The sequence below is a fragment of the Paenibacillus sp. FSL R10-2734 genome (assembly GCF_037963865.1).
Taxonomy (GTDB): Bacteria; Bacillota; Bacilli; order Paenibacillales; family Paenibacillaceae; genus Paenibacillus_AQ.
Genome location: NZ_CP150170.1, coordinates 1,816,529 through 1,843,003, shown reverse-complemented (window position 1 = coordinate 1,843,003; position 26,475 = coordinate 1,816,529). Strand labels below are relative to the sequence as shown.

At 47.0% G+C, this 26,475-nt stretch carries 22 protein-coding genes; 9 read left to right on the top strand and 13 right to left on the bottom strand.

Translation table 11 applies throughout. From position 1 onward, the window contains the following. Positions 1-28: 28 nt before the first annotated feature. The 3 genes from NSS67_RS08190 to NSS67_RS08180 form a co-directional block, all read right to left on the bottom strand. Positions 29-1,768, bottom strand: coding sequence for an ABC transporter ATP-binding protein (locus NSS67_RS08190; protein WP_339319092.1), 1,740 nt, complete (start codon positions 1,766-1,768; stop codon positions 29-31). Continuing rightward, positions 1,765-3,546: an ABC transporter ATP-binding protein gene (locus tag NSS67_RS08185; RefSeq protein WP_339320541.1), complete on the bottom strand. Its 1,782-nt coding sequence runs from the start codon at positions 3,544-3,546 to the stop codon at positions 1,765-1,767. The genes NSS67_RS08190 and NSS67_RS08185 overlap by 4 nt, the downstream gene beginning before the upstream one ends. Positions 3,547-3,717: 171 nt before the next feature. Then, positions 3,718-4,737: an AraC family transcriptional regulator gene (locus tag NSS67_RS08180; RefSeq protein WP_339319091.1), complete on the bottom strand. Its 1,020-nt coding sequence runs from the start codon at positions 4,735-4,737 to the stop codon at positions 3,718-3,720. Positions 4,738-5,078: 341 nt separating this feature from the next. On the opposite strand from NSS67_RS08180, the gene NSS67_RS08175 reads away from it, so the two are divergent. Beyond that, positions 5,079-5,399, top strand: coding sequence for a hypothetical protein (locus NSS67_RS08175; protein WP_339319090.1), 321 nt, complete (start codon positions 5,079-5,081; stop codon positions 5,397-5,399). A gap of 172 nt (positions 5,400-5,571) precedes the next feature. Here the strand turns inward: NSS67_RS08175 and NSS67_RS08170 are convergent, their stop codons facing one another. From NSS67_RS08170 to NSS67_RS08130, 9 genes are all read right to left on the bottom strand, one after another. Further along, positions 5,572-7,305 carry a family 10 glycosylhydrolase gene (locus tag NSS67_RS08170; protein WP_339319089.1) on the bottom strand — a complete coding sequence of 578 codons (1,734 nt, stop codon included), beginning with the start codon at positions 7,303-7,305 and terminating at the stop codon, positions 5,572-5,574. Between the two features lie 46 nt (positions 7,306-7,351). Continuing rightward, positions 7,352-8,998 carry an extracellular solute-binding protein gene (locus NSS67_RS08165; protein ID WP_339319088.1) on the bottom strand — a complete coding sequence of 549 codons (1,647 nt, stop codon included), beginning with the start codon at positions 8,996-8,998 and terminating at the stop codon, positions 7,352-7,354. Positions 8,999-9,032: 34 nt separating this feature from the next. Beyond that, positions 9,033-9,923 (bottom strand): carbohydrate ABC transporter permease, encoded by an 891-nt coding sequence (locus tag NSS67_RS08160; protein WP_339319087.1) that lies wholly within the window; start codon positions 9,921-9,923, stop codon positions 9,033-9,035. Positions 9,924-10,018: 95 nt separating this feature from the next. Next, on the bottom strand, positions 10,019-10,945 hold the full coding sequence (locus tag NSS67_RS08155) for an ABC transporter permease subunit (RefSeq protein WP_339319086.1): 927 nt from the start codon (positions 10,943-10,945) through the stop codon (positions 10,019-10,021). A 24-nt stretch (positions 10,946-10,969) separates the two neighbouring features. Continuing rightward, complete coding sequence (locus NSS67_RS08150; protein ID WP_339319085.1) at positions 10,970-12,268, bottom strand: 6-phospho-beta-glucosidase; 1,299 nt, start codon at positions 12,266-12,268, stop codon at positions 10,970-10,972. Then, positions 12,265-13,242, bottom strand: a complete 978-nt coding sequence (locus NSS67_RS08145; protein WP_339319084.1) for a BadF/BadG/BcrA/BcrD ATPase family protein — start codon at positions 13,240-13,242, stop codon at positions 12,265-12,267. The genes NSS67_RS08150 and NSS67_RS08145 overlap by 4 nt, the downstream gene beginning before the upstream one ends. 21 nt (positions 13,243-13,263) lie before the next feature. Beyond that, a complete protein-coding gene (locus NSS67_RS08140) occupies positions 13,264-14,253 on the bottom strand; it encodes a LacI family DNA-binding transcriptional regulator (protein ID WP_339319083.1) in 990 nt (329 codons plus the stop codon). 359 nt (positions 14,254-14,612) lie between these two features. Beyond that, positions 14,613-15,377, bottom strand: coding sequence for a SagB/ThcOx family dehydrogenase (locus tag NSS67_RS08135; RefSeq protein ID WP_339319082.1), 765 nt, complete (start codon positions 15,375-15,377; stop codon positions 14,613-14,615). 165 nt (positions 15,378-15,542) lie between these two features. Next, the gene (locus NSS67_RS08130) at positions 15,543-15,767 is read right to left on the bottom strand and encodes a LuxR C-terminal-related transcriptional regulator (RefSeq protein WP_019908812.1); all 225 of its coding nucleotides are present in this window, start codon (positions 15,765-15,767) and stop codon (positions 15,543-15,545) included. Between the two features lie 247 nt (positions 15,768-16,014). On the opposite strand from NSS67_RS08130, the gene NSS67_RS08125 reads away from it, so the two are divergent. From NSS67_RS08125 to nagA, 8 genes are all read left to right on the top strand, one after another. After that, positions 16,015-16,182 carry a hypothetical protein gene (locus tag NSS67_RS08125; protein WP_339319081.1) on the top strand — a complete coding sequence of 56 codons (168 nt, stop codon included), beginning with the start codon at positions 16,015-16,017 and terminating at the stop codon, positions 16,180-16,182. A gap of 656 nt (positions 16,183-16,838) precedes the next feature. Next, positions 16,839-17,723, top strand: a complete 885-nt coding sequence (gene efeO, locus NSS67_RS08120) for an iron uptake system protein EfeO (protein ID WP_339319080.1) — start codon at positions 16,839-16,841, stop codon at positions 17,721-17,723. Positions 17,724-17,728: 5 nt separating this feature from the next. Next, positions 17,729-19,060 carry an iron uptake transporter deferrochelatase/peroxidase subunit gene (gene efeB / locus NSS67_RS08115; RefSeq protein WP_339319079.1) on the top strand — a complete coding sequence of 444 codons (1,332 nt, stop codon included), beginning with the start codon at positions 17,729-17,731 and terminating at the stop codon, positions 19,058-19,060. Between the two features lie 55 nt (positions 19,061-19,115). Next, positions 19,116-20,924, top strand: a complete 1,809-nt coding sequence (locus tag NSS67_RS08110; protein WP_339319078.1) for an FTR1 family protein — start codon at positions 19,116-19,118, stop codon at positions 20,922-20,924. A 290-nt stretch (positions 20,925-21,214) separates the two neighbouring features. After that, the gene (locus NSS67_RS08105; protein ID WP_339319077.1) at positions 21,215-22,192 is read left to right on the top strand and encodes a LacI family DNA-binding transcriptional regulator; all 978 of its coding nucleotides are present in this window, start codon (positions 21,215-21,217) and stop codon (positions 22,190-22,192) included. Positions 22,193-22,423: 231 nt separating this feature from the next. Beyond that, positions 22,424-23,302 carry a MurR/RpiR family transcriptional regulator gene (locus tag NSS67_RS08100; RefSeq protein ID WP_339319076.1) on the top strand — a complete coding sequence of 293 codons (879 nt, stop codon included), beginning with the start codon at positions 22,424-22,426 and terminating at the stop codon, positions 23,300-23,302. After that, on the top strand, positions 23,302-24,030 hold the full coding sequence (gene nagB, locus NSS67_RS08095; protein WP_339319075.1) for a glucosamine-6-phosphate deaminase: 729 nt from the start codon (positions 23,302-23,304) through the stop codon (positions 24,028-24,030). The genes NSS67_RS08100 and nagB overlap by 1 nt, the downstream gene beginning before the upstream one ends. Next, positions 24,018-25,208, top strand: a complete 1,191-nt coding sequence (gene nagA, locus NSS67_RS08090; RefSeq protein WP_339319074.1) for an N-acetylglucosamine-6-phosphate deacetylase — start codon at positions 24,018-24,020, stop codon at positions 25,206-25,208. Before nagB ends, nagA begins: the two co-directional genes overlap by 13 nt. Before the next feature lie 83 nt (positions 25,209-25,291). Here the strand turns inward: nagA and NSS67_RS08085 are convergent, their stop codons facing one another. Next, positions 25,292-26,356: a YhcN/YlaJ family sporulation lipoprotein gene (locus NSS67_RS08085; RefSeq protein ID WP_339319073.1), complete on the bottom strand. Its 1,065-nt coding sequence runs from the start codon at positions 26,354-26,356 to the stop codon at positions 25,292-25,294. Positions 26,357-26,475: the final 119 nt, after the last annotated feature.

Here is a 26,475-nt window from a genome sequence, read left to right as displayed (position 1 = left end):
GTCCTCCTAAAAGTGAGATTGGCGTTTCTTATGATGTGATGCGGAATCCAACGGATTGCTGTTGCAGCTTCCAGAGACGGTCGTACAATCCGCAGCGTAGTAGTAAGGCTTCATGTCGTCCCTGCTCAACCAATCGGCCGTCTTCCAGTACAATAATGTTGTCTGCACCGCGTATGGTTTTCAGCCTATGGGCGATAACAATAACGGTTCTGCCCGTAATCAGCGCATCTATTCCCTTCTGGATTCCAGCCTCATTCTGCGGGTCCAGCGATGCAGTAGCTTCATCTAGTAATACAATTGGAGCGTTCTTAAGAATCGCGCGAGCAATGGAGATCCGCTGCTTCTCCCCTCCAGAAAGCGTACTGCCACCCTCCCCTACCGGCGTGTTATAACCAAGAGGCAATTTCATAATAAAATCATGGCAGCGGGCCATTTCTGCTGCTTTTTGAATATCCTGTTGCGACGCGCCCGGCCGCCCAAAGGCAATGTTGTTTCCAATGGTATCTTGGAACAGGTACACATCCTGAAACACAACTGACACAGACCCTAGCAAATGTTCTGGATCAATATCTTTAATATTGCGTCCGCCTAGCAGTACACTTCCTTCGTCAGGATCATAGAAACGCGAGATCAAGCGCAGCACTGTACTCTTCCCACTGCCGGAGGGACCCACGATCGCGGTCAGTGAGCCTTGCGGCAGCTCTATGCTTAATTGTTTGAGAACAGGGTCACCTCCATAACCGAAGGTAACATTGTCAAAGCGAATGGTACTGCTCTCGGGAAGTGGAGCTGTAGTACCCGTCATTACCGGCTGGCGAAGCAGGTCTACGATGCGTTCACCCGCTTGTTCGTTGTACCGGAATTCGGCATAGTTGGCGAGCGCCGTCGTCAGTGGATCATAGATGCGTGTGCCGACAATAAGGAATACCGCCAGCTGCAGAATACCGAGCTCCCCGCCTAACAATAGATGAACACCAACGTATACCATTAAAGTCAGACCCGCACGAAGAAGAGCCATAGCCGTTAGAATGACCGGTCCGAATATCCCTTCAAGCTTCACACTTTCCTTCATCAAAGTTCTAAAAGAGCTATCCAGACGGACAAATCGTTCTCCCGTCAGGTTGTAGGCCTTCATCACCCGAATACCATTCAAATATTCCTGTAGCCTGTTCGCAGCGTTCAATTTGGCCTTCATATGATCCGCTCCGAGTCTCCGCCGCAGTCTGCCTGACAGATACATAATTAGGAGGGCAACCGGCAGCGCCACAAACATGGAAATTGCCATCCGCCAGTCGAGGAACAGTAAACCCGCAAGTGCGAATATCGGCAGCACAAAAGCCCCTGCAAGCTGTGGCAGCAGATGTGATATCCCTGTCTCAACCAGCGTGAAATCGCCCATCATCATATTGGCCAGATCGCCGGGGTCACGGCGAGTCAGGTAGCCTAACGGAAGCTTACGCAGATGCTCTGCTAATTCCGCCCGTCCCTGCGCCGCAACATTGTAAGCCCCGCGGTATGCAGTGCGGTAAGCGGGAATCTCGCTCAGGAACATCAGTACCATGACAGCAACTAGACCCGCGCAAATCCACCAAAGCCGTTCTATCTGAAGCTCTGCACCCACCGTAATATAAGGAGCAAAAATTAACCGCACCGCCTCAATGACAAGCGCAAACGGAAGCACACTGACTATGTTAGCCAGGAAGGAAAACAACACGGGCTTCAGCAGCTGCTGCGGTTTGCCAGCAGTAATATTGTGCAATACCTTCATAGCTGTTCCCCTCCCTTTTCCATATGCCAATCTCCGGTGCCACTGTAGGCATACCACATTTGAGTATAAAGTCCGTCGAGATCAATCAAACTATCGTGATCTCCGCGCTCCACGATTTGCCCGTCACGCAGTACCAATATTTGTGCAGCTTCACGAATAGAGGACAGACGGTGGGCAATGACAATAACCGTCTTGCCACGCATAAGCTCCGTTAGTGCCAACTGCATGTGATGCTCATTTTCCGGGTCGGCAAAAGCAGTCGCTTCGTCGAGTACAAGTACCGGAGCATTTTTGAGGATGGCTCGAGCTACCGCAATTCGTTGCTCCTCACCGCCGGAGAGATAGACGCCACCTTCACCGATTAACGTATCGTATCCCTGCGGAAGCCGAGAGATGAACTCGTCGCATTGTGCAGCTCTTGCTGCAGCCTGTACTTCATCCAGCGTGGCTCCCGGTTTGCCGAAGGCAATATTTTCATACAAAGTGTCATAGAACAGGAAGGTCTCCTGAAATACAAAAGCAACTGTATTCATCAGTTCATGAATCGCCATATGGCGGATATCTACTCCACCGATACGGATAGCACCCTCTTGCGGGTCCCAGAACCGCGGCACCAAGCTGGCCACCGTCGATTTTCCTGAACCTGACGGTCCAACCAGCGCTGTAACCTTCCCTTGTTCTGCCCGGAAAGAAACCTCGCTGAGCGCAGCCGTAGCCCCCTCTTCTTCACTGTAGGAGAAAGTTACGTCCGTAAATTCAACGTCGAAAGCATGCGGTGACAGCGGGATTGTTATCTCTGGTACAGGCTGCTGTGCCAAAAGACGATCCATCCGCTCTACGCCTTCGCCGATATCCCGGGTGCTCGAAGCCAGCATAAGTAGCTTATAGAGCGGAGATGATACGCCTGGTGCCATAATTAGAAAGAACAGCAGCACAAGCGCAAAGGACATGGAATCCGGCTGACCGCTTAGCATAAAAACACCCACCGGTAAAATAAAGGTAAACGAGGAGGCCAGCAATGTTTTGAACAGAACATAACCTGACTGATAACGATCCGTAAACTCCAGACAATAATCACGGTATCTGGTCATATCACTGTAGAACTTTCGGAAGGAATGCACCGTCTGCCCGAACACCTTCACCGCTGGCATCCCCCGCACATACTGCACCGCCGAAGCATTGATCTGCTCCAAAGAATCATGATACTGCTTCACACTGGTTTTTCCCTTACCGCTCATCATAAGTGCTGACTGCACAACCATTCCTATAAGGATCGGTAGAAGGCAGGCTATAGCCAACGGCGGACTCAACCAGAACATCGCCACAATCATCAGCACCGTAGACGCCAGTGCGCTAACCAGATCAGGAAGCTGATGTGCTACGAAATTTTCCACCTTGTCTACATTCTGTTCCAGCGTCTTCTTCACTGCACCGGTCGAAGTTCCATTCAGAAAGCCGAGCGGCAGTCTGCCCAAATGCTCGGTCATTCGCACACGCAGATTATACTGAATACGAAAAGCCGCAATATGCGAGCACATAATACCGCAATACGAGGTCACCAGACCTCCGATCAATCCACCGAGTGCAATCCATCCCCAGCGAATCATCGCATCACCATCGACCTGTCCAGGAGACGCGGCATGCCGCAGTAGCTCAGCCAATATGAAATAAACAGATAAAAATGGTACCAGCATTAGCACTGCGCTGACAGATGACAATACGCCAGACAGGATCAGCAGGCCCCGCTTCTCTCCGGCAATCTCTAGCAGTCTCGACATGCCAGTTTTGGTTTTACTCACAGCTGTTCCCCCACTCTTGATAATTACGCACAAAAAAAGTGCACTGAGAATGATTCTCTGTGCACTAGTGTATAAGAACGCTGTTCACGGTTGCTACCGCTTCCGGGATTATAATTAATCAAATCAGGAGCATCTATTTCCGATACGTGATTACATCCAAGTCCCTACAGAACGCTGTCTACTGCTGATCAAATATTCTCCTGGACGCACACCGAACTTTTTGCGAAAAGCTGCAGAGAAATGGCTGACATTCCCGTATCCGACCCTGGAAGCTGCTTCACTTACAGTCACATTTCCTTGTTCCAGCAGCTGCTGCGCCCTCTGCATCCGTTGTTCGATCACATAGGCATGGACAGTATAACCGAACATTTCCTTAAAGCCCTTCTTCAATTTGAACTCATTGAGGCAAATAATGCGAGAGAGCCCAGCTAGCGTCGGTGGATGTAAATAATCACGTTGCAGAATTTCCTTGGCTAGTCGCAGGCTCTCCATATCATCTCTAGATAGCTTGACTGAGTGGGAAATCCGATCAGCTTCATATAAAGATTCGTTGAGATAGACAGCCATTAGTTCCAGCATTTTTCCTTCCAGATAGAGTTCCCGCATACCCTGACTATAAGAACAATCTGCAATTTGTGACAGAATGAGTCGGATAGATGGTGTGATACCGTTTTTGCCAAAAAACAAACCAGCTCCTCCTCCGGCTCGGAGCCGTGTATCCTCGGTCAAGCCGCTGGTCATCCGCTCAAATTGTGCCGGACTCATATCTATGCTTAGGAATCGGTAGCCCGCTCCGCTGAGGTACGTGCAATTCTCACTTCTTACTCCGCCGTGAAGCAGCGCACTTTCTCCTGTACCTATGGCAAAATAGTCCTGCTTAAGCGAGGTTCCCCATTCAATTCCATGGCCCATGCAGAATACAAGCTCCGTACGCGGTGTTCTAAACTCGCCCTTCGCTTCAATATCCCGGTTAAATCGGAGATCAAAATCCGTCATCTGAAGATAACCATGCGTAAGCAGGCTCCGGCAGCTACCTTCCCCTAGTTCGACCGGTGGTTTTATCTCAAAGTGGCTCCCATCCAGCTGGTAAGTAAAATTAAACCCCTCGCATGTAAGCGTCTTATGGGCATCAATCGTTTCCTCTTCATTCAGACCATTGCTACGCTCCATGCTCATCCCTGCTTCCCATTACTTTGGATTAATTATATATGTATTGAGAATGATTATCAATTGAATGTTCTTTTAGCAAATATGCATAAACAACAAAAAACCTTCCCACTATAAGGGCGAAGAAGGCTTAAACGCGTATTTGAATCTCTGTGCAAACTCCTCACCTGTATATGGATAATCAATTCTTGAAAGTACCTCTCTAGCTTATTACTGTATCATTTTTAACCGCCAATTGTTCCAAATCCAATTATAATGTTCCTGACTACATTTAGATGATTTCATCGGCTGGCCAATTGCTTAAAACTATTTAAAAATTTGATTTATGTAGGGAGAAGATATAAATGATAACTTTTTCTGAAAATCCAAGAATACCAGATAAATATGCAGATTTTTTAAATAAGATTGCAACTTTCTATGGCGAAGAGGAAAATTTCAAAGGTATTGTAAACGACACTATGGAAATCTTAAGATTATCGTTTAAGGATGATATTTCCGATGCAGAATTGTTAAAGCGCGCAAGTCTTAATGGTATCATTAATGATCCGGATGTATTTATGGAAATGATAAGTGACAATCCTGATATGACCAAAATAAAAACAGTTTATATGGAAGAACTTAATGCTTTGTATTACACGATAAATGACATTTTCAGAACACTATGAGGAAATGCTACCTCTGATTCCGAAGTCTGTGTAAACAGCAAAGAAAGAAGACATTCACCCGTATTTCGGAGGTGGATGTCTTCTTTCCCAATCTTCGGCTGCTCTCTAGGCAAGCAATGGAATATTAACGCTGTCAATCGAATGATGCTGTAGAGATGCGATTGCAATCGACTTAATCTGTAATCTTCACATTTCCAAACACAGCCTTATTCCTCGAATCATCCCCCGGATTGCTGAGCGCTATGCCAATATACACCTTGTTACTCATCGGAATCTGAACAGTTCCGACCGTTTGCCAGTTATTCCCGTTTGTCGAAATAGACCCTTTGAAGGTATTTCCACTTCTGGTCAGCTTTAGCCATCTTGGAGCCGAGGCAGCCGCAGTATGGTCGGCCATATTGCCCGCGGTCTCTACACGATACTGGAAGGTTGCTCCATTCTCGGGGGTAAGCATCATATCCGCGTGCTTCGAATTATGATCCAGCGACTCCCGAATCATAATGCCGGCCTTGGCCCAGCCGTCCAATCGGCTAGTGGACTGCACTTTAACAATAATCTCCGCATTGCCTCTCACGGATTGGTATATATAATTCAGTTGATCTCCATTTCCCCAAATATCCGTAGAGCTGCTGCTGAGTGTAAATTGCTTATTGGAAGAATTATAGGTGGCGTTCCCCGGCATGGAACCGATATTTCGAGCCTTCCATCCGGCTGGTAGCTGGGCCGGGTAGTCTTGTTCTACCGGAGCCGTCCAGCCTGGCGTCGGCCAGGTTTCACGTTCCTTGATATTGGCCAATTCATCTTCTGGCCAGGCCCCGTAGGCAAAGAACGAAAGGCGCTTCACATCCGGATAATTCTCGCGAATTCCCTTGTAAATCTCCTGATATTGATCATCAGTCCAGTCATTATCCAGTGTCGCTACAATCTCCACGTCACTGCCACTGATCCGGTCGCTCGTATCCTTCAGGATTCCGTAGGAAGTGCTGTATACCCAATCACTATTGAACTCCCAGTCATCAAAGTACGCCATTGGAGCAACAAAGTCGATATCATCCTTGAATTTGGCTACATTCTGTCCAACCTCAATGAATTCTGGCGGCAAAATATACACGCCGAGCTGCACATCCGGCTTCGAAGATTGGGTGATACCCTCACGAATATCGCCTACATACTGTCCAATTTGATCGGTCCTCCATTCATTCCACTGCTCACGCTGAGGCGAATCCGTATCGAAATCAATGCTGAGCGGTGAATACCCGAACTGAGCCTGATACTTCGCAATCGTGTAATCACTGACGTCCATGTTGTAATTGTCGAAGCGAATCCAGTCTAGCACAACACCGTCAACAGCATAATTCTCGATCACTTCCTGAATGATGGAACGCTCATACTGCTGCACTTCGTGGTGAATCGGATTGACAAAGTATTCGTTGCCATTAGAACCTGTAAACGGAGTCTGAACCCCATCAACCAGCGCCTGCATCTGCCATTCATCGTGCTCCAAAAAGGCCTGCTGATCATGGAACTGGGGAATCCAGGCATGAACCTTGATTCCTGCGGCATGGGCTGCCGTAATGACAGCCTGCAGGGCATCGAAATTCTCGTAGCCTTGCGCGATCGGAGCAATGTCACTCTGATAAAATACACTTCCGGACGGGACCTCATCATCTTCATCCTGCTTCACGTTCATGCTGATGACATCGACACCGTAGCTTGTGGATAGCTGGATGAAATTCTGGACATCCGCCGTGTTCTTAAACTGGTTTACGGTCCGTACAATAACTTCCGTTTCGAAAGGGGGATTACTCTCCTCCTCGGCCTGGGCCGGCACGGAACCACCCGCTATCGAAGAAACCAACACGAAGCTTAACACTGCTATGAACCCCGATCTCAGCGCAAATGCCATTAATCTCGCCTCCACATCATAGTCTTATTTAACCTTCAAACAAGAGTTATTTCGCCAGGTTGATTTTCTTAACATTTTCCTGCCATTTTTCGGTTCTGAACTCAAGCAGCTTATCTAGCCCCGCTTTTTGGGTGTTCTTTTTGGCTGTCTCCAGTGCCGATAATACCTCTTCATCCGACTTCGCCTGCACCATCTGTGCGTAAGCAAGAGTATAAATATCCCCGACATTCTGTGCGATGATGCCGATCTCCGTATCCGGAAGCGGATCGGTATTTACAAATTCCGTAATGTCCAGCGCGGTTTTCCAGGTCACCGTGGACTGCGCCACTGTCTCCCATGATTTCTGGTTCGCGGAAAGCAGCGCCTCGAGGCTCATTTTCGCCGTATCAATAAAGGTCGTATTTCCCGCCCAGTTAAAGTCCTCGAATTTTCTCATCGTTTCCGTACGCTCGTTAGCAGGTGTCGTCTTGTATTTCTCGTTCGGGATTGGTGCTCCGTCCGCGTCCTCTTCATCCCAGTACAAGCCATTAGGACCGAAGAAAAGCACCTTCTGTCCCTCCGGACCCGTAATCCAGTCAAAGTAAGCGAAGATGGCCTCCGGATCCTTGGCCTTTTTCGTAATGACATTGACGTTCCAACCCAGTGTCTCGAAACCGCTTACAAACACTTTTGTTTTGTCTATTCCAGCTTTATGAATCGGCATAATAATTTCATAACCGCTGTCTGGATTGCTCGCTGTCAGTGCCCGGTGTCCCTCGGCTCCATACGTAGTGATATTGGATTCGACCATGACCGCTACCCGGCTGGTATTGACCTTTTCTTTGACCGCATCCTGGGTTTGCTGCAGTGCATCCTGCGTAATCAGCCGCTCACGATACAGCTTATTGATATACAGCACCATCTCCTCGTAAGCGGGATCGTCCAAGATAGATGACAGCTTGTCGCCTTCCGGATATCCCATGAGTGAAATGAACTTACTGGTGGAGTTCTCCTTAAAACCGCCATACATGATTTCCAGACCTGCCCCCTTCTCACCAACCTCCAGAGGTACAACATCCGGATACTTTTCATGTACCAAGAGTAAATATTGATACAAATCATCAAAGGTCTCTAGCGCCGGTCTACCGAGCTCATTATAAATATCTTTATTCACCATCCATCCGCCGTTGCCAAATTGTCCGGATGTATACCAGTTCGGGATTTGATAGATTTTCCCGTCTTCTGAACGGAGCAAATTCAGGGTGGATTCCTTCACATATTTCTTGAAGTTCGGATACTTGTCATAGTAATCATCCAGCGCAACGAGTTGCCCTGCCTGCACTAGCCGTTCCACTGAGGATCCCCGGTCAGTAAAGATGACATCCGGTAAATCGCCGCCGACGATCATCGTGTTGAGCTTTTCTCCGGCCGCTCCTCCGGATTGAATCGGTTTAACTGTAACCTTACGGTTCTCCTGAATCCATTTTGTCGCCTCATTATCCCCCCATGGTGATGTCGTAAGCCAGTCGTAGTTTCCATAGAAGCTGAAGGTGACGGGCTTGATCCCGCTGCCGTCATCTGTGGCGACCTCGGTATTCAGATTTTTATCGCTTGTGTTTGGTGAAGTGTTAGAATTTCCCCCTCCGCTACAGGCAGCGAGAAGAAGCACCAGCGAAGTCAGCAAAAGTGATACCCATTTCATACGATTGCCCATTCTTTTCCCTTCTTTCTACATAATATGGAGACTGCTATTCTTTCAATGAACCGATCATTACGCCCTTAACAAAGTACTTTTGGAGAAAAGGGTACGTCAGGATAATCGGAATAGTAGCGATCATCATCGTAGCCATAGTCAGTGACTTCGTGGTAATCGTCCGATTTCGGTTCATATGATCCAGCGCAATAGCATTCGATGAGCCAATTTGGGTCATAATGTTGGAGTTCATAACCTGCCGCAGCAGGGTCTGTATAGGAAGCAGATCGTCACTAGTAATATAGATCGCTCCCGTAAACCAGTCGTTCCAGTAACCAACCGCAGTAAATAGAGCAATTGTAGCCAGCACCGGGCCGGAGACGGGAATGACGATTCGGAAGAAAATGCCGTAGTTGCTGCAGCCGTCGATTTTGGCCGACTCCTCTAGTCCCTCCGGCAAAGCGTTGAAGAAGGTGCGGATGACAATCATGTTCCAGACGCTGATGATGCCGGGGATAATTAGAACCCAAAAGGTGTCCAGCATACCCAAAGAACGAACTAGTAAATAACTAGGGATAAGCCCTCCACTAAAGAACATCGTAATCATGAAGAACACCATATATTGTTTTCGAAAAAGCAATGTCTTCTTAGACATTCCGTAAGCTAACAGAGCCGTGAAGAAGACAGACACTACTGTGCCGCTCAACGTTCTAAGAATGGTGATCAGAAAAGAATTCAGCAGGCGATGATCCTGAAACACAATATAATAATTTTCCAGGGTAAATGCTCTTGGCAACAAGGTTACACCGCCGAGCGCCGTATCGCTCCCTAGATTAAAGGAAATGACGAGCGCGTTCCAAAACGGGTACAGCATGAGTAGCGCCAGCAGCGTCAAAAGGATATAAATAGTCCGCTGCATGATTTTGTCGCCTAGGCTTAGTCTCATCGTTCACCCCTCCTAAAAGTTTTATGGAGCATTACTTACAGTCCATACATCGCAATAAAACTTGCATCGGAAGCATTCGCTATGAGTAGTAGTTCCTACCAGAGACTAACATCCGCCCGGCGGGCGATTTTGTTGGCCATCACTAGCAGAATGACACTGATCACCGCTTTGAATAGCCCTACCGCTGTCGCATAAGAGAATCGGGCATTCAAAATCCCAACACGGTACACATAGGTGTCGATAACATCGGAGTAGGGTCGCAGAATAGGATTGGTTGCCAGCAGCAAAATGTCCTCGAAGCCCGCACTGAGCAGACTGCCGATGGCAAGAATCATAAAGATGATGATAATGGGGGTAATGCTGGGGAGTGTAATCAAGTGAATTTGCTTAAACCGGCTTGCTCCGTCTATAGAAGCAGCCTCATATAGGGTCGGATCAATGCCTGCAATTGCAGCCAAATAAACAATGCTCCCAAATCCGACCTCCTTCCACACATTTACACTTACTAGAATGGACCAGAAGTATTTGGGTAACGCCAGGAAGTTAACTGGCTCCTGGGCCAGGTTGAATCGCTCCAGCACATAGTTCACCGTTCCGTTGTCAACGGATAACAGTGAAAATACAAAACCGGATACAATAACCCAAGACAGGAAATAAGGTAAATAGCTGACGGTCTGGATCACGCGTTTAAAGCCCATATTCCCGATTTCATTCAGCATCAGTGCCAGAAGAATCGGGGCTGGAAAAGAGATAATCAATTTAAGCAAGCTAATCACAATGGTATTTCGCATCACATTCCAGAACTCCGGCGCCTCGAAGAACATTCTGAAATGCATAAATCCAACCCAGGGACTCTTCATAATGCCGCCAAAAATATCATATTGCTGGAATGCCATGACCACGCCATACATCGGAATGTAGCTAAAAATGAATACAAAGATAATTCCCGGCCAAACCATGGACTGCAAATCCAATTGACTGGTAAATTTCTTCCATCTACGCGGTTTCTCGGCCGTGTTCATCCGCTTTTCCTCCTCAGGACGATTCTAGTGAAACAACGGCAAAAACGATTTGTTCTTCTCCAGCATTTCATCCAGCAGCTGTTCAGCTACGGTGACCGAAGGCACGAGCGGATGATGAACCATAGCCAGCAAGGCCATATCCCGGTCTCCGTGCACAGCCGCCTCGATCGTGAGGCTCTCGTATTGCTTGACCGCGGCCAGCAGGCCTTTGACGGACTGAGGAATTTTGCGCAGCGGAATCGGCAACGGACCTTGTTTAGTTACCAAACAGTTCACCTCAATGGAGGCATCGTCCGGCAAGAAGTCCATCATTCCGTTATTCCTTACATTCAATGTCTGGATATCGCGGGAGTCATTATAAATGGAGCGCATTAGCAGCACTGCCGCCTCCGAGTAATAGGCTCCGCCGCGCTGCTCCAGCTGCTTTGGCTTCTCCTTCAGTTCTGCGTTCCGGTACAGCTCAAACAGCTCTTCCTCCACCTTCTTCACTACCTCAGCGCGCGATCCGGTCGATGCTGCTGCTTCCTTCTGTTCCGCAAGCATCGCGTCCGTCAGATAGTAATAGCTCAGGTAATAAGAGGGGATGGCTTGCAAAGCATTCAGAAAACGGTAGTCCCAGGAATCAAACGGCACATTGCTCGCCTTGTAGCTCTGGGGGAAATCTATGAGCTCCTGTAGCTTGCTCTTACCGTCAATCACGACATCGGATACCCAGTGCAGATGGTTGATGCCGACAAACTCCGCGTAGATCTTCTCCATAGGAAGTCCGAAGAATTCGGAGAGCCACTTTTGAAAACCGATCGGAGAGTTGCACAGGCCTACGCTTTTTACCGATGAATATTTGTGAACAGCTTCAGTCACCATACCAGCCGGATTCGTAAAATTCAGCAACCAGGCATCCGGAGCTAGCTCCTCGATGTCCTTGCAAATATCCAGAATGACCGGGATGGTCCGTAGGCCTTTCATCATCCCTCCGGGACCCGTCGTCTCCTGACCGATGACATTGTATTGAAGTGGAATGAATTCGTCCCATTTTCGCGCTTCCAGCATGCCCACCCGGATTTGGGTGCAGATAAAGTCTGCTCCGGCGATGGCCTCCCTGCGCTCAAGCGTCTGGGCCACGGTAATCGGCAGTCCGGACTCAGCAATCATGCGCTTGCTCAGTTCCGCAATCGTATGTAGCTTTTCCCTTCCCGCCTCAATATCTACCAGCCATATTTCGCGGACGGGAAGCTCTTTGTGATGCATGATGATGCCTTCAATAAGCTCAGGCGTATATGATGAACCCGCTCCGATGACAACGAGCTTCAAAGTCTCCTTCATAATAATAGCCCCTCCTTACCCAGTGATAGACGATCAAGAACCTCCTGATTTACACGCATACCGCTGCTTTCCATCGCCAGAACGACCGAGCCTACAACCGGCTCCCGGGTTAAAATCCTTAACCTGCCGTGTGGAGCTAAATGCTTCACTCTCTGCTCAATGGCCCGCCGGATGATGCCTGAGCGATCTCCCTTGGTCAATAGGCTGCCTGCAAGTACGATATCAAAGCAGTCCTCCTCCATAGCCAAATGGCGGATTGTCGATGCCGCCGCCAAACCCAGCTCATCCCCTTGCTTGGTCAGCAGTCCGATGGCAACCTGGTCCCCTTCATCTGCCGCTTGAAACAGCAGCTCAGCAATATGGGGAGGCAAGTCTCTGGAATGATCCAGGTAATCCTCTCTTAACTCCAAAACACTGGAATAGCCCAGCAAACGAATTAAGCGTTTGCTTAAGACAGTCTCTTTCTCTCTTCCTTCATCCGCCCGAAGAACGCTACGGAATACCTCAATACTTAGATCATAGCCGCCGCCGTAATCACCGAATCGGTAGCCAAATCCACCACATTGGTATGTAGTGCCTCGCGGATTTTTACCCGCGCAGTTCACTCCCGAGCCGCAGATCAACACGATCCCATAATTACTCTCTGTACCTGATCGCAAGGCAATCCAGGTATCGCAGGAAATCTCGGTTCGGGGAAGGCCGAGGCTGCTGATGATTGGTCGTAAAATTCGAAAATCAGCTTCTCTGTCTGCTCCAGCCAGACCAAACCAGGAATACTCCAACTGATCCTTTGTCAGCCCTGACGCCATAATCGCTCCCGATACGGCCTGTTGCAAACTGTTCTCCGCCTGCTCACGATTATTTTGATGATTCCCGTTCCCTCCCCTGCCCACACCGATGACCGCTCCCTGTTCATTTGCAAGCATTGCGTAGGTTTTGCTGCCCCCTGCATCGACTCCCAAAAAGTACTTCACAGTTCGTTTCACTCCTAATATTTAGGTTAACCTTACAGATGCGGTAGATTCACGCACGAGAAGCTGAGGAGCGAGCTTCGTTACAACAGCTGGCATCACCTCCCCATTGATTAATTTCATCAGCAAATCAACACCAATACTGCCCATTTGCGCCTCAGGCTGTCTGACTGTCGTCAATCGGGGAAAAAATTCACCTACGAACTGCTGATCATCAAAGCCAACAACTGAGATATCCTGAGGTACCAGAATTCCCTCCTCACGCAGGGCTTGAACAACACCGAGAGCAATAAAGTCGTCTCCGGAAAAAATGGCTGTCGGCAGCTTATCTTCACGAATCCATTTCTTGGCCACCTCATAACCGCTACTTACCGTAAATCCGCAATATTCCGTGCCGAAGGGCATTAGTCCCGCTTCATCCAGCGCCTGTACATAACCCCGCTTGCGCTCCGCTACACTCAGGAACACCGAAGGGCCACCGATATAGGCGATCTGGGTGTGTCCAAGACCAATCAAGTGCTTGGTAGCTTCATATCCCCCTTGATAGTTATCGACGACGACACTGGGAACATCCTCATGCTGGAGCTGGTTATCCAGCAAGACAAACGGAATATTTTTTCTTTTCAGCTCCTCCACATATTCTTTTTCCTCAAGCGGAGACAACAGGATAATCCCGTCCACGCGGTCCTTCTGAAATAGGAAGTTAACGCCTTCATCCTCATTCTCCGCTATGGACAGAGCCAAGAAGTAACCTTGTTCTGCCAGCTTCCGGTTCACCACGCGAATCACGCGGTCATAGAAAGAGTCGTTAAAGTTGGTAATCGACATACCGATGACTCCAGTCTTGCCACGCACGAGACTCCGCGCCGCTGAATTGGGCTGATAATTTAATTCCTCCATAGCATTAAGCACTTTCCGCCTATTGCCTTCACGTACAGAAGGTGAATTGTTAATAACTCTGGATACGGTCACTACAGAGAGCCCCGACTTTTTGGCTACATCATGAATGTTCATCTAAGTTTCTATGCCTCCAAGTTCAATAGTTTAAACGATATAACTTTTAAGGAAATAAAAAAAGATTAACTCATCTCGCTAAAACTACGTTCTGACTGGAAATCGAACATTGAATGTCAGTTTCACCTTTGTGAAAAGCATCAAAACTATTCCAAAAGTTTAAAGGTTTTAACTTTAACATGATTTTACAACCATTCCCAATATCCGTCAATCCATAAACTGCAGCCAAAATTAAAATTTCGGACACAACAAAAAACCTTCCCTCACCCCTAGAGGTGGAGAAGGCCTAAACGCGTCACTTTCGAAGACATGGCCAGCTATATTTCGATGCGTGTTGATGGTGGTCTATTCGCGAGTAGCTATTTTCGTTTCTTCCCAACTGCGCCAAGATAGATAATAAATTCTTCCTCACCGTCTAATTCTAAAATCTCATCAATCAGCTTTTGATCATAGATTCCAATGGCACAAGCACCTGCACCGATAGATTCACTGGATAAATAAAGGTTCTGGCATACATGTCCAACATCGATGAGAATTTTTTTGTGAGCTGAAATATCATACTTCCATTCGGAGCGATATGGTGTTGTACTCCATGCAAACAGTACAGAAGCCTTTTTTGCAAAGTTAGGGACAAATGGCTGATCTAATGTAATAGCATCAATCTTCTGTTCAAGTTCAGCTAATTCAAACATAAATGATAGCTTATGTTCGACAGGAAGGTATCTGTAGATTCCTTGTTGGATCCCTTCTACCCGCATAATAATTAAATAGGTTTCAAAAGTGTGTGTCGCCCCACTGCATGGTACAGTTCGCAGCGTGAGTCCGTTCTTATTCATACCAGTAATCCCTTGGGTAGCCCATAATAAATAGGATAACTCATTCAGACTTAAATTCTCCTCAGAATAAAACCTTGTACTTCTTCTTTGATCTATGCAATCAAAAATATTTTCTTTACACACAACGTCTTTACTGACTTTTGGCAAATCAATAATTAGAGATGATTTCGAATCAACGAGCTTAACAATTGGTGGTTGTGCAAGTCCTTTGATCTTATCTGTTTTTATATGTTTAAATTCATTAAAATTAGATTTTAGAAAGCGCCTTTGTTCTTCGTATCTGGTCATAACAGATCCTCCTGAATTACCTTAATAGCTTAAATATATCATTTCATGAAAATTAGATTGTGACCTAACACACTATTCAGTTGTTTTGGTGAGTAAACAAAAAACCTCCCCACACCCCTAAAGGTGGAGAAGGCTTAAACGCGTCACTTCCGAAGACATGGCCAGCTATATTTTCAGCTCCCCAAGCTTAATCAGCTCGACAACCGCTTGTGAACGGCCTTTAACGTTTAATTTTTGCATTACATTGGAGATGTGGTTCCGAACTGTTTTTTCGCTGATAAATAATAAACCAGCGATATCACGAGTCGTTTTGTCCTGCACGAGAAGCTCAAAAACTTCGCGCTCACGATGAGTCAACAGAAATTTGCTGTGGTGTTCGTTCCCCTTCAATGGTGTCACCCCTCCTTGCCCTGGGTTTGTTTGGTATAACAAGGTAAAGGGATACAGTCAAAACATATTATGTATTGATGAAGTTAATGGTGCTGTCATAACTACAAAATGGGCTTAACCATCCGAAGCTTATTACACCGCTTTAGTGAGGACATTCACCTGCAAAAACCTGAAATTTTCTTGGATAAAATCATCTCCTTACAGGGCAAACTACAACTTGTTGTTTCTTATTAAAGGAGGTGTAAGTATGAGCAACTCGAAAAATAATCAACCTACTAAAGCAGAGGTACAAACTACGAAATTAAACAAATTGCCACTAGTGGGTAAATTCGAACCGGAATTTTCTGCTGAGGAAGCGGCAGAAGTATTCGAGAATCATCCCAATGCGGAACGTGAATCCCATAATGAACAATAAAATAAAGACGATACAGAATGGGACTGTCGCATAAGTAGCTTTTTCTAATAAATGAGATGGCCCACTTCATTATAAAAATCGTAAAACCACAGAGCAGCGATTCAGCATAATTGGAGAATCGCTGTTTTGTGTTGCTTGTCGTTCAATGTCTATCTCAGTAGTATATTCGTCCTCTCCTTTTGAGGGTTACGGACCCAGATGACGTTATTAGTAAATTTATCGCCTTTTACGCAGAGTTTCGGACACCATTGCAGCTATTCCTAAAAAAGAGAGCAATATTGGGTGTTTTTCAGGCCAATAGCGACTATGAGGTCCGATAACGCTCCAAATCTCCAAAAAAGCTTCGTTTAAGGTCAGCTGTGTCCGATAGCGGCTTCGTACGAGCAGATATGTCATCAAATCAAACGAAGTTTTTAAGGGAGACAGCTCCATTTCTTTAACCGTACAGAATAAACATTAACCTGCCTTTTCCCGAATGCAATTGGATACATTTGTCAAACCCTACTCCCAACCCTTGGGAGTTTTTTGTCGTGCAATTCAAACTATGAGATAAATCACATTTTTATATTGACAGTAAATGTATACGGACTTATGATAAATCCAGCATAAATGATAACGATTATCATTCACATATAAAAAAAGGGGTGTTTTATTCAATGAAATTCACATATGCCGTGCCTGCAGGTCTACTTGCAGCCTCCATACTATTTACCGGATGTGCCAGTAAGAGTAACAACGACAACAACAGTAACACTAGCAACAATAATTCTACAAATGCTGCTGCAAACAGCACCACAGCAACGACTGCAACGACTGCCGACTTCACTTCTGCTGTTGAGCAATATCGTACATATGTCATTGAGCAATGTGATGAATTTGTAAAGCAAACAGAGAATTTCACAAACGCAGTTAAAGAGGCAAAGATTGAAGATGCGAAGGCACTTTACGCGCCAGCCCGCATGTATTACGAGCGAATTGAGCCGATTGCAGAAGCACTTGGTGATCTGGACCCGAATATTGATGCCCGCGAGAATGACGTAGATGCTGCTGAATGGCGCGGCTTCCACAAGCTTGAGAAGGCGCTCTGGCAGGATAATACAACCAAGGATATGACCGAAGTTGCAGAGCAATTATTGAAGGATGCACAGCTTCTGCGTGCAAAAGTGGAGACCGTAGAGATCGATGCCAACCTGCTCGTTACTGGTGCTGTAGAACTCCTTAATGAGGTTTCTTCTTCCAAAGTAACAGGTGAGGAAGAACGCTACTCCCACACAGATCTGTATGATTTCGTCGCTAATGTTGAAGGCGCCCAAAAGATATACGAGCTGTTAAAGCCAGAACTGGCGAAAAAAGATGCTGAGCTGGAAAAAACGATTGGTGAACGGTTCGCAGCCTTGCAAGCTGAGCTTGCTCCTTTCAAATCTGGAGATGGCTATGTTTCCTATGAAGAGCTAAAAGAAGATGACGTGCGTAAATTGAGTCAGAATTTGGATGCCTTAGCTGAGCCATTGTCCAACATGGGAACTATTCTAGGAGTGTGACCATCATGAATAAGCAAAACAGATTCACCGGTTTACCAGCAAATTCAGAGGGTACCCCTCTCAATGAAGAATCCAAGAGCAATCCTATATTAGATAAAAAACTAAGCCGCCGCGATATGCTGCGGCTTACTGGCGCCACTAGCCTTGGCCTACTATTAGGTGGTGGAGGCGTTGGGGGGATTATGGCTGCACGTAATGCCGTAGCTGAGCCAGCAGTAACCTCCAATAATGATTCCATTCCTTTCTACGGGAGTCATCAGGCCGGAATTCTAACACCTGCGCAGAATTTTATTTACTTCGCAGCCTTCGATCTCACCACAACGAAGCTGGCCGATGTACAAAAGCTAATGCAGGCATGGACAACTGCTGCCGCTTCTCTTACTACTGGCAGCCTCATTGGCGACGTCAATGACAATCCTAATCTCCCACCCTCCGATACAGGTGAAGTGGATGGTTTAAATCCTTCGCGTTGTACGCTTACCTTTGGTGTCGGACCTTCTTTTTTTGATAACAGATTCGGTTTATCTTCCAAACGTCCAACCCTATTAGCCGATCTTCCAGCATTTACGGGAGATAACCTGGATCCGAAGTGGTGTGGTGGAGATATTTGTGTCCAAGCATGTGCTGATGATCTGCAGGTGGCCTTCCATGCCATCCGAAATCTGGCACGTATTGCCCGTGGCACTGCCGTGCTCCGCTGGACACAGGAAGGCTTCCAGCGCACAGGTGCAGCAGATCCTAAGGGAGCAACGCCGCGAAACCTTCTAGGCTTCAAAGATGGTACTGGAAATCCAGATGCTACGAATGAATCAGAAATGAACGAAGTGGTCTGGAACAGCAGCAGTGACGGTCCTTCTTGGATGAGCGGTGGCACATATATGGCAGTTCGCCGTGTACGTTTCCGAATTGAGGTTTGGGACCGTTCCTCCCTTAGCGATCAAGAAGCCACCTTCGGCCGTTATCGTCATAACGGAGCGCCTATCGGTGCAAAGGTTGAATTCGATGATCTGAATCTCAAAGCGGCTGATGCTTCCGGAAAGCCCGTCATCCCACCGGATTCGCATTCCGCCTTAGCGCATGGTGACGGCACAGTCAAAATGCTGCGCCGCTCCTATTCCTTCTCCAGTGGTTTAAATCCCGCAACGGGTCAACTGGATGCGGGTTTGTTATTCATCAGCTTTCAACGGGATTTAATGAAGCAATTTGTTGCGATCCAGCAGCGCCTTTCCAAAAGTGATCGGCTAAACGAATATATGACTCATACAGGCAGCGCGGTATTCGCCTGCTTCCCAGGTATCCGCAATGGCGGCTATATTGGGGAAGCACTCTTAGGTTAGCCTCTTAAATTCGCAAGCGAATGTGCCTGTCCATTATTGAAAGGGGATTATCCCTATGTACTCTCTGAAGCATAATAAACGGCAGCTATCGAAGGCAGCCGTACTGATTCTGTTTAGCATCATATGTATTCTGATGCTATCTAACCCGGCGGCGGGGGCGGAGGGCAATGGCTCGGTCGACGAGCTGCTGCCGCCTGTCGGCAGCGCACTCGTCGAAGCCGGCCAGAGCCGCTGGGACGCGGCCGCCGCCGATGTAGAAGCGTTCGCTGCGCTGTGGCGCACCGCGAACGCGAACACGCCGGACCCGGCACTCGCCGGTCCGGCTGCCGCCGTTGACGCCGCGCTTGCAGACGCGGCGGCGGCCCTTGCGGCGGGCGATGGTACGCCCGCCAAAACCGCACTGTCCACGCTCGCAAGAAGCGTGGACGCGTATGTCACCGCCGCCTCCGGCACGGACGGCGGTGACACTGGAGCCGCCGGCCGCGAGACGGCGGCGAAGCTGTTGCCCGCGGCGGAACGCACGCGGGATGCGGCGCGCAGCGCCGACTGGAGCGCGGCAGCGGAAGCGTACCGCGACATCGTCAGCGGATGGAAGCCGGCAGAGCGCAACATCCGGGCCGACAATTCCGCCGTCTACAGCTTGCTGGAGACGAAGATAAGCCTGCTGCGCATCGCGCTGCAGGCAGAACCGCTCCGCGAGGAGTCGGCGAAATCAGAAGCCGAAGCACTGTATCAGCTGCTTGCCGATTACAGTGAAGGCAAAGCAATAAATGCTGGGGATACTTCCGGTAAACCAGCATCTATTGAAGGACTGATCAGCTATCTCAACAAAGCTTCTTCCACCGCCAAAGCAGGCAACAGCGCAGAAGCAGCTAATATTATGGAGCAATTTATCGTAGCTTGGCCATCTGCTGAAGGTCAGGTACAAATCGCTTCACCAGCGGTCTATACCAATATCGAGAACGAAAGTGCAGCGGTCACTGGCTATCTGCTTTCTAATCCGCCGAAGCTAGATCAAGCTTTAAAGATCATGGATAATATGGTCATGGAGCTAACTCCTTTGGCTGGTGAAACAACCTATAATGCTTGGGATGCGGCGCTGATTCTACTGCGTGAAGGACTGGAGGCTATCCTCGTATTGTCTGCCCTTCTTGCATACTTAAAGCGCGATGGCAACGCCAAAGCACAGAAATGGATCTGGTCTGGTGCAGCAGTAGGACTAGTAGCGAGTATCGGATTAGCCGTTCTACTCACCTATACTATTTCCCGCGCGGCATCTGGTGGAGCACGTGAAATGATTGAGGGCATCACGGGTCTTGTTGCCGTCATTATGATGCTTACCATTGGACGCTGGCTGCATAGCAAATCAAATACCGCAAATTGGAACAACTATGTTGGGCGACAAGTGGATGGAGCATTAGCCAAGGGTAATCTTTGGTCATTGTCCTCCGTAGCAGCGCTTGCGATTTTACGTGAAGGTGCAGAAACCACTATTTTTTATGTAGGTATGGCCCCTTCCATCAAGCTGTCTCAATTGCTACTAGGGATCGGAAGTGCTTTAGTTATTCTAGGGATTGTAGGTTACGCAATTATTGCCTTAAGTGCAAAATTGCCGATTGCCGCCTTCTTCCGTACAGCTACACTTCTTATTTACTATTTAGTGTTCCGCTTTCTTGGGGAGAGCATTCACTCCCTTCAGGTCGCTGGAAAAATCCCCGCACATGTACAGGATGGTTTGCCTTCTATAAGCTGGCTCGGGATGTATCCGACTTGGGAAACTTTGCTTCCTCAGCTGCTTGTCCTTGCGTTTATTGTGTGGGAGATGTTGCGTAATAGAGCACCAAGGGCTTCACGAACTGCATAGCTACCAAGAAAAAAACGGTTGTCATCCATTAACGATGACAACCGTTTTTCATAGAATTTAAATGAAGTTGATCATATGACCTTTACATTAGAAATGAAATTAGATGTACCGGTCCGTCACGCCCGTTAGGTTACGCCGGTTTAGTCCGGTAATCCCTTGCAATTACAGTCTAATTTATGAAATGGATTCCATAGCAAGCTTTTTATTTCGAAGGTAATTTTCGGACGATATGATAGAATAAAAAGACTATACATTTCACACAAGCACCAAAGGGAGGCTGTTGTTCTCGAATGGCTAATATAAAAGAAATCGCCCGTATGGCTGGTGTTTCCGTGACAACGGTCTCGCGAGTACTCAATAATCATCCTTATGTAAGTGAAGCCAAAAGAACCGCTGTCTTAAATACGATTGAAAAATTAAACTACACGCGTAATATGAACGCCGTGCATCTAATTACCGGTCGTACCCAAGCCATTGCGGTTATTATCCCTAATATCAACCTTTTTTATTTCTCTGTAATTATTGAAGGCTTAGCCCAAGAAGCGCTGCTAGCGCAATACCGGTTAATTCTGTGCCAGACCGATTATCGTCATGAAGAAGAACTCAAGGTACTGGAGATGCTGCGCAACAAAGAAATTGACGGCGTGGTAATTGTATCTACGAGAATGAGCTCAGAAGTCATTGAAGAATATACAGCATATGGTCCGATAGTAATCTGCCAAGATAGAGGCGAACGCCGCTTCTCTTCAGTGTATATTGAGCATTATTCCGCTTTTCGGAGTGGTCTTCAATATTTGCATGATAAAGGGTATCGCCGGATCGGTTACTGTGAAGGTAGACAACATGGCAGTAGCAGCTCTATCCGGCAAATTGCCTTTAGTGACTTTCTAACCGCTACAGGACAGCCTTTTCATGAAGAATGGATGATTTATAACTGTATGAATGAAGTGGATGGTGGGCGTGTACTGCACCAACTGCTGAAGATGGAGCAACACCCCGATGCTCTTATTATAACTGGCGATCATGTCGCGGCCGGTTTAATCATCGAAGCGTGGAAGAACGGTATCCGCATTCCTGAAGATCTGGCGGTCATCGGATTTGACGACCAGCCGATCGGTCGATCTTTAGGTCTCACCACTATAGATAACCAGTTGCCCGAAATGGGCGCTACAGCTTTTCGGATCATCCATGACCAGATCCAGAATAATGATAGACATCCGGTAAACTGTAAGCTTGAGTATCGCATTATTGAACGATCTACAGTTTAGCACTATTCAGGTGCTGTTCAAAAACGGTCCACTTCGCAATCATCTGCGAGTAGGCCGTTTTTATTTATATGTTCCACGTTATATGTTTGCATATTATCCTTTTTGTATTCATTTTTACCCCTTGCATCTGGATAGATTTTGTTTTATCCTAAGTATGAAAATAATTTTCTTATTTTTACGCTTAATTTTAAAAATAATTTTAAAAGCTACATTAGAAGACGAGGTGGATTGATGTCCCCAATTTTGTATGCACTTGAGCATGAAAAGTCCAAGCTCTCCCAAATGGAGCGCAAGCTAGCGGAACGGATCCTGTTATCCCCAGGTGAAATTATTCATATGGGCATCACAGAACTGGCGGAACAATGCGGTATTAGTCCTGCTACCATCACACGTTTTTGCAAGGCTCTGCATTTCAAGGGATTTCCAGATTTCAAAGTAAAGCTGGCTGCTGAAATTGCTCATAGTGATGTAACACCTCAGGATGGCGGTTCTTCTTATCAAGATATTGTTGCAGGTAATCAGCTCTCCGTTATTGTGGAAGCGATGCAAACGAATCACCTGACATCCATCCGAGATACAACTTCACTTCTAGATTTGGAACGACTACAGGCAGCAGTTAATTTATTGTGCCAAGCACGGCGTGTAGATCTGTACGGGATGGCAACGTCCTCCATTGTAGCTCAGGATTTCTATCAGAAGCTAATCCGCATTGGCGTGAATTGCACCGCTTTCGCTGATTCCCATATGCAGATTACCTCTGCTTCTTCACTCTCAAAAGGCGATGTCGTATTCGCAGTATCGTATTCCGGAGAAACTCCAGAGACCATCGATGCCTTAACCTGTGCCAAAGCCAGCGGAGCAAGTACTATTGCTCTAACCTCTTATGGCAGCAGCACCTTGGCTACTCTGGCTGATATTCCACTGTTCTCCTCCTCCTTGGAAAAAGGAATGCGACGAGGAGATATGGCCTCACGTATTGCCCAGCTACACATCATTGATATTTTGTTTACTGGAATGGTCAGCACCCGTTTTGGGGATTTTATTCCTAGACTGGAGCAATCTTATCTGAACGTCCAACATTACCGAAACAAACGAGGAGGTCAATCTTAATGAATATTTTAAAGTTCCAAAGTGATGAGGATTTCGTACAGACGGGGGCGAATCTTATCGCCAGCCTGCTTCACAGCAATCCTAAAGCCGTGCTCGGTCTTGCGACCGGAAGTTCCCCAGTTGGTGTTTATGCTAAATTGGTTGAAATGCACCAAAAAGGACTTGTAAGCTTCTCCAAAGTAACTTCTTTCAATCTGGATGAGTACATCGGATTGCCAGTTGATCATCCACAGAGCTATCGCAGCTTCATGAACGAGCAATTATTTAATCATATCGATATAGATCCTAAACAGACACATATTCCTAACGGCAATGCAGCGGATATGGAAGCAGAATGCCTGGCCTATGACAAAATGCTGGAAGAAAAAGGACCCGTTGACTTACAGATCCTCGGTATTGGAAGCAACGGTCACATTGGGTTCAATGAACCAGATGACAACCTTAGCAGCAAAACCCATGTCGTTGATTTGCTTGAAGATACACGGGAAGCTAATGCTAGATTCTTCGATACATTGGACGATGTACCACGCCAAGCGGTAACAATGGGTATCGGCGGTATTCTAAAGGCTCGCCAGATTCTATTGTTGGTACGCGGAGCTAACAAAGCTGAAGCTATCCGGAATGCCGTTGAAGGTCCGATTACTACCCAATGCCCTGCATCTCTGCTGCAAAGCCATCCGAATGTAATTGTCCTCGTAGATGAAGGAGCAGGAAAATGGCTAAAATAAACAAAGAACTCGGACAACTGCTGTTCGGTAAAGTGCTGACTCCTAAAGGCCTAATTGAACACGGCGTAATTGCCGTATCTGATGAACAAATTCATTATGCAGGCGAGGCAACATGGCTTCCAGATGCTTACGCTCACTGGCCTGCTAGTGGTCAAGCGTCGGAAGACCTTCTCATCCCTGGATTTGTGGATGTACATGTACATGGCGGCGCTGGCCATGACTTTATGTATAGTGATGCTGAATCACTAAATACCATTACTAAGTTCCACAGCACTCAAGGAACAACTACAATGCTGGCTACGACTATGACTGCTGCCAAATCTGCTATTGACCAAGTATTCGCTGAAGTGAGCGCATATCGTGCCACTGAGATGCCTTACACACAAATCGCAGGCATGCATCTGGAAGGACCTTTCATCAGCCCGAAATGGTCCGGCGCTCAGAACCCTGAACATATTGTTCCTGCCAATATTGAGTGGCTGGAGCAATGGGAGAACGATTATCCAGGTATGATCCGGCAAGTCACACTGGCTCCGGAACGCGAAGGTGCACTCGAGGCTATCCTCTGGCTACGTAAGCATGGTATTACCGCTGCTCTCGGTCACACCGATGCCACCTTTGAAGAGGTCATTGCCGCGGCAGATGCCGGATTAAATCAAGCCGTGCATATGTTTAATGCGATGACACCACTACTTCATCGTAAGCCTGGAACCGCTGGTGCTGTTCTATTCGATAAGCGTATACGTGCGGAGATCATCGCTGATGGCATACATGTTCATCCTGCAGCTATTTCTATCGTGGCTAATCTTAAAAAAGATAACAATTTAATGTTAATTACGGATGCTATGTCTGCAACTGGACTTAGTGATGGTGAATATACGATTGGTGATTTACCTGTGCTGGTCCAAAAAGGCATCGCGACCCTCAAAGAAAGCCCTGCTACGTTAGCTGGAAGCACACTTACGATGATTCGCGGCTTCCGTTATCTTATCCAGGAGGTAGGCCTTAGCCTAGAAGAGGCCTCCCGCGCTGCAAGCCTTACTCCGGCAATGTCCATTGGAATGGAGCGTTCTATCGGTACCTTGGAAACCGGAAAACGCGGCGATATCCTACGGCTTGACACTGAATTGAATTTGCAAGGCGTATGGATTGGCGGTCGCCAGATTCCTATTCAATAAGATGGTTATATAACAAAAAAGCAACAATTCTCACCGTAAAGGTGAGGACTGTTGCTTTTTTTTATTATAAATCAAACGATTTATTAATAATTACGCGTCGGGAAAATTCGCTCAACCATCGTTTGGAATTCATTAGCAAAACCCTTTATCGGGTGACCTGCTCGTACCTCATCAGCATAAAAGCTGGCGCGTTCCACAAAGTCTGGATTTGCCGATACGTATACATCCTTAATACTTGCATCATGTTTTTTAACTTCATCAGCGATTTTCGCTTTAATTTCTTTAGTAACTGTATCTGTTCCCTTCATGTTTAAGTTGTTGTTTGTGCTGTTCATGTGTGTTGTACTGTTGTTCATGTGGTTGGAATTGTTCATATGATTCGTATTGTTCGTGTAATTCGTATGGTTTCTGTGCGTCATCCCATTGGTATTATTCGTATTGTTTGGAGTGGTACTCTTAATGCCCATTCCGTTACCAATATCCATACCCATATTGACATCATGTTTCGATCCGTTACTGTTCAGCAGAGGTCCATTATTATTAGTATGGGCTCTTGTCCCATTCCCTGTACCCGTACCTGTTCCCAGACTTCCCATGCCAAGTGTTCCATTTCTGGTTGCAGGTCCAGTACTTGTTGTACCAGGGATTGTATTAACAGTGCCTCCTAGGGCTCCGTTCATTCCGTTCATTCCATTCGTTACAGCCCCTGTTCCATTCATTCCATCGCGTCCAATTTCTACTTTTCCTGTACCCGACATTACCCCAGTCGGTCCATAATTGTGAGGAGTTGTAGACGATTTAGCTCGATAGGATGTGGTACCTTTTGCCCGAAGATCAGTCGTTGCATCATTTAATGACACAGCGACATACGCGTTATTTCCTGCAAGCATTACATTCGCCGTGTTAACTTCAGGCATAGCTGCGATTCGATCTGCGAGCTCTTGACTGACTTCCATCTTAGTTATATTATGCGTACCCATCGTTCCTCCGCGTACGGAGTTTACACCGATACGTCCGTCATTTACCCCACGGACACTATTAGGTTGCACATTAGTCTTCTCTGCCGTATTCGTCCCGCACCCTGTAATACTCACCAAGCCTAGAAGTAATGCGGCTGAGACTGACATGCTGATCTTGGATCGCATCATGAATTCATCCTCCATCTCTATTGTTGTAAGTGTGTAGCATAACAGTCATTAGAATGACCTTCCGGAGAACAAGCTATCCTGAAAGGATTTGGAACTGTGTCTTTTGACCGTCACCTGCC

What these genes read in the sequence shown, in the direction of transcription:
- NSS67_RS08190 (WP_339319092.1), bottom strand. Translation starts at nt 1,768, where the DNA reads ATGAAGGTATTGCACAATATTACTGCTGGCAAACCGCAGCAGCTGCTG.
- NSS67_RS08185 (WP_339320541.1), bottom strand. Translation starts at nt 3,546, where the DNA reads ATGTCGAGACTGCTAGAGATTGCCGGAGAGAAGCGGGGCCTGCTGATC.
- NSS67_RS08180 (WP_339319091.1), bottom strand. Translation starts at nt 4,737, where the DNA reads ATGGAGCGTAGCAATGGTCTGAATGAAGAGGAAACGATTGATGCCCAT.
- NSS67_RS08175 (WP_339319090.1), top strand. Translation starts at nt 5,079, where the DNA reads ATGATAACTTTTTCTGAAAATCCAAGAATACCAGATAAATATGCAGAT.
- NSS67_RS08170 (WP_339319089.1), bottom strand. Translation starts at nt 7,305, where the DNA reads ATGGCATTTGCGCTGAGATCGGGGTTCATAGCAGTGTTAAGCTTCGTG.
- NSS67_RS08165 (WP_339319088.1), bottom strand. Translation starts at nt 8,998, where the DNA reads ATGGGCAATCGTATGAAATGGGTATCACTTTTGCTGACTTCGCTGGTG.
- NSS67_RS08160 (WP_339319087.1), bottom strand. Translation starts at nt 9,923, where the DNA reads ATGAGACTAAGCCTAGGCGACAAAATCATGCAGCGGACTATTTATATC.
- NSS67_RS08155 (WP_339319086.1), bottom strand. Translation starts at nt 10,945, where the DNA reads ATGAACACGGCCGAGAAACCGCGTAGATGGAAGAAATTTACCAGTCAA.
- NSS67_RS08150 (WP_339319085.1), bottom strand. Translation starts at nt 12,268, where the DNA reads ATGAAGGAGACTTTGAAGCTCGTTGTCATCGGAGCGGGTTCATCATAT.
- NSS67_RS08140 (WP_339319083.1), bottom strand. Translation starts at nt 14,253, where the DNA reads ATGAACATTCATGATGTAGCCAAAAAGTCGGGGCTCTCTGTAGTGACC.
- NSS67_RS08135 (WP_339319082.1), bottom strand. Translation starts at nt 15,377, where the DNA reads ATGACCAGATACGAAGAACAAAGGCGCTTTCTAAAATCTAATTTTAAT.
- NSS67_RS08125 (WP_339319081.1), top strand. Translation starts at nt 16,015, where the DNA reads ATGAGCAACTCGAAAAATAATCAACCTACTAAAGCAGAGGTACAAACT.
- efeO (WP_339319080.1), top strand. Translation starts at nt 16,839, where the DNA reads ATGAAATTCACATATGCCGTGCCTGCAGGTCTACTTGCAGCCTCCATA.
- efeB (WP_339319079.1), top strand. Translation starts at nt 17,729, where the DNA reads ATGAATAAGCAAAACAGATTCACCGGTTTACCAGCAAATTCAGAGGGT.
- NSS67_RS08110 (WP_339319078.1), top strand. Translation starts at nt 19,116, where the DNA reads ATGTACTCTCTGAAGCATAATAAACGGCAGCTATCGAAGGCAGCCGTA.
- NSS67_RS08105 (WP_339319077.1), top strand. Translation starts at nt 21,215, where the DNA reads ATGGCTAATATAAAAGAAATCGCCCGTATGGCTGGTGTTTCCGTGACA.
- NSS67_RS08100 (WP_339319076.1), top strand. Translation starts at nt 22,424, where the DNA reads ATGTCCCCAATTTTGTATGCACTTGAGCATGAAAAGTCCAAGCTCTCC.
- nagB (WP_339319075.1), top strand. Translation starts at nt 23,302, where the DNA reads ATGAATATTTTAAAGTTCCAAAGTGATGAGGATTTCGTACAGACGGGG.
- nagA (WP_339319074.1), top strand. Translation starts at nt 24,018, where the DNA reads ATGGCTAAAATAAACAAAGAACTCGGACAACTGCTGTTCGGTAAAGTG.
- NSS67_RS08085 (WP_339319073.1), bottom strand. Translation starts at nt 26,356, where the DNA reads ATGATGCGATCCAAGATCAGCATGTCAGTCTCAGCCGCATTACTTCTA.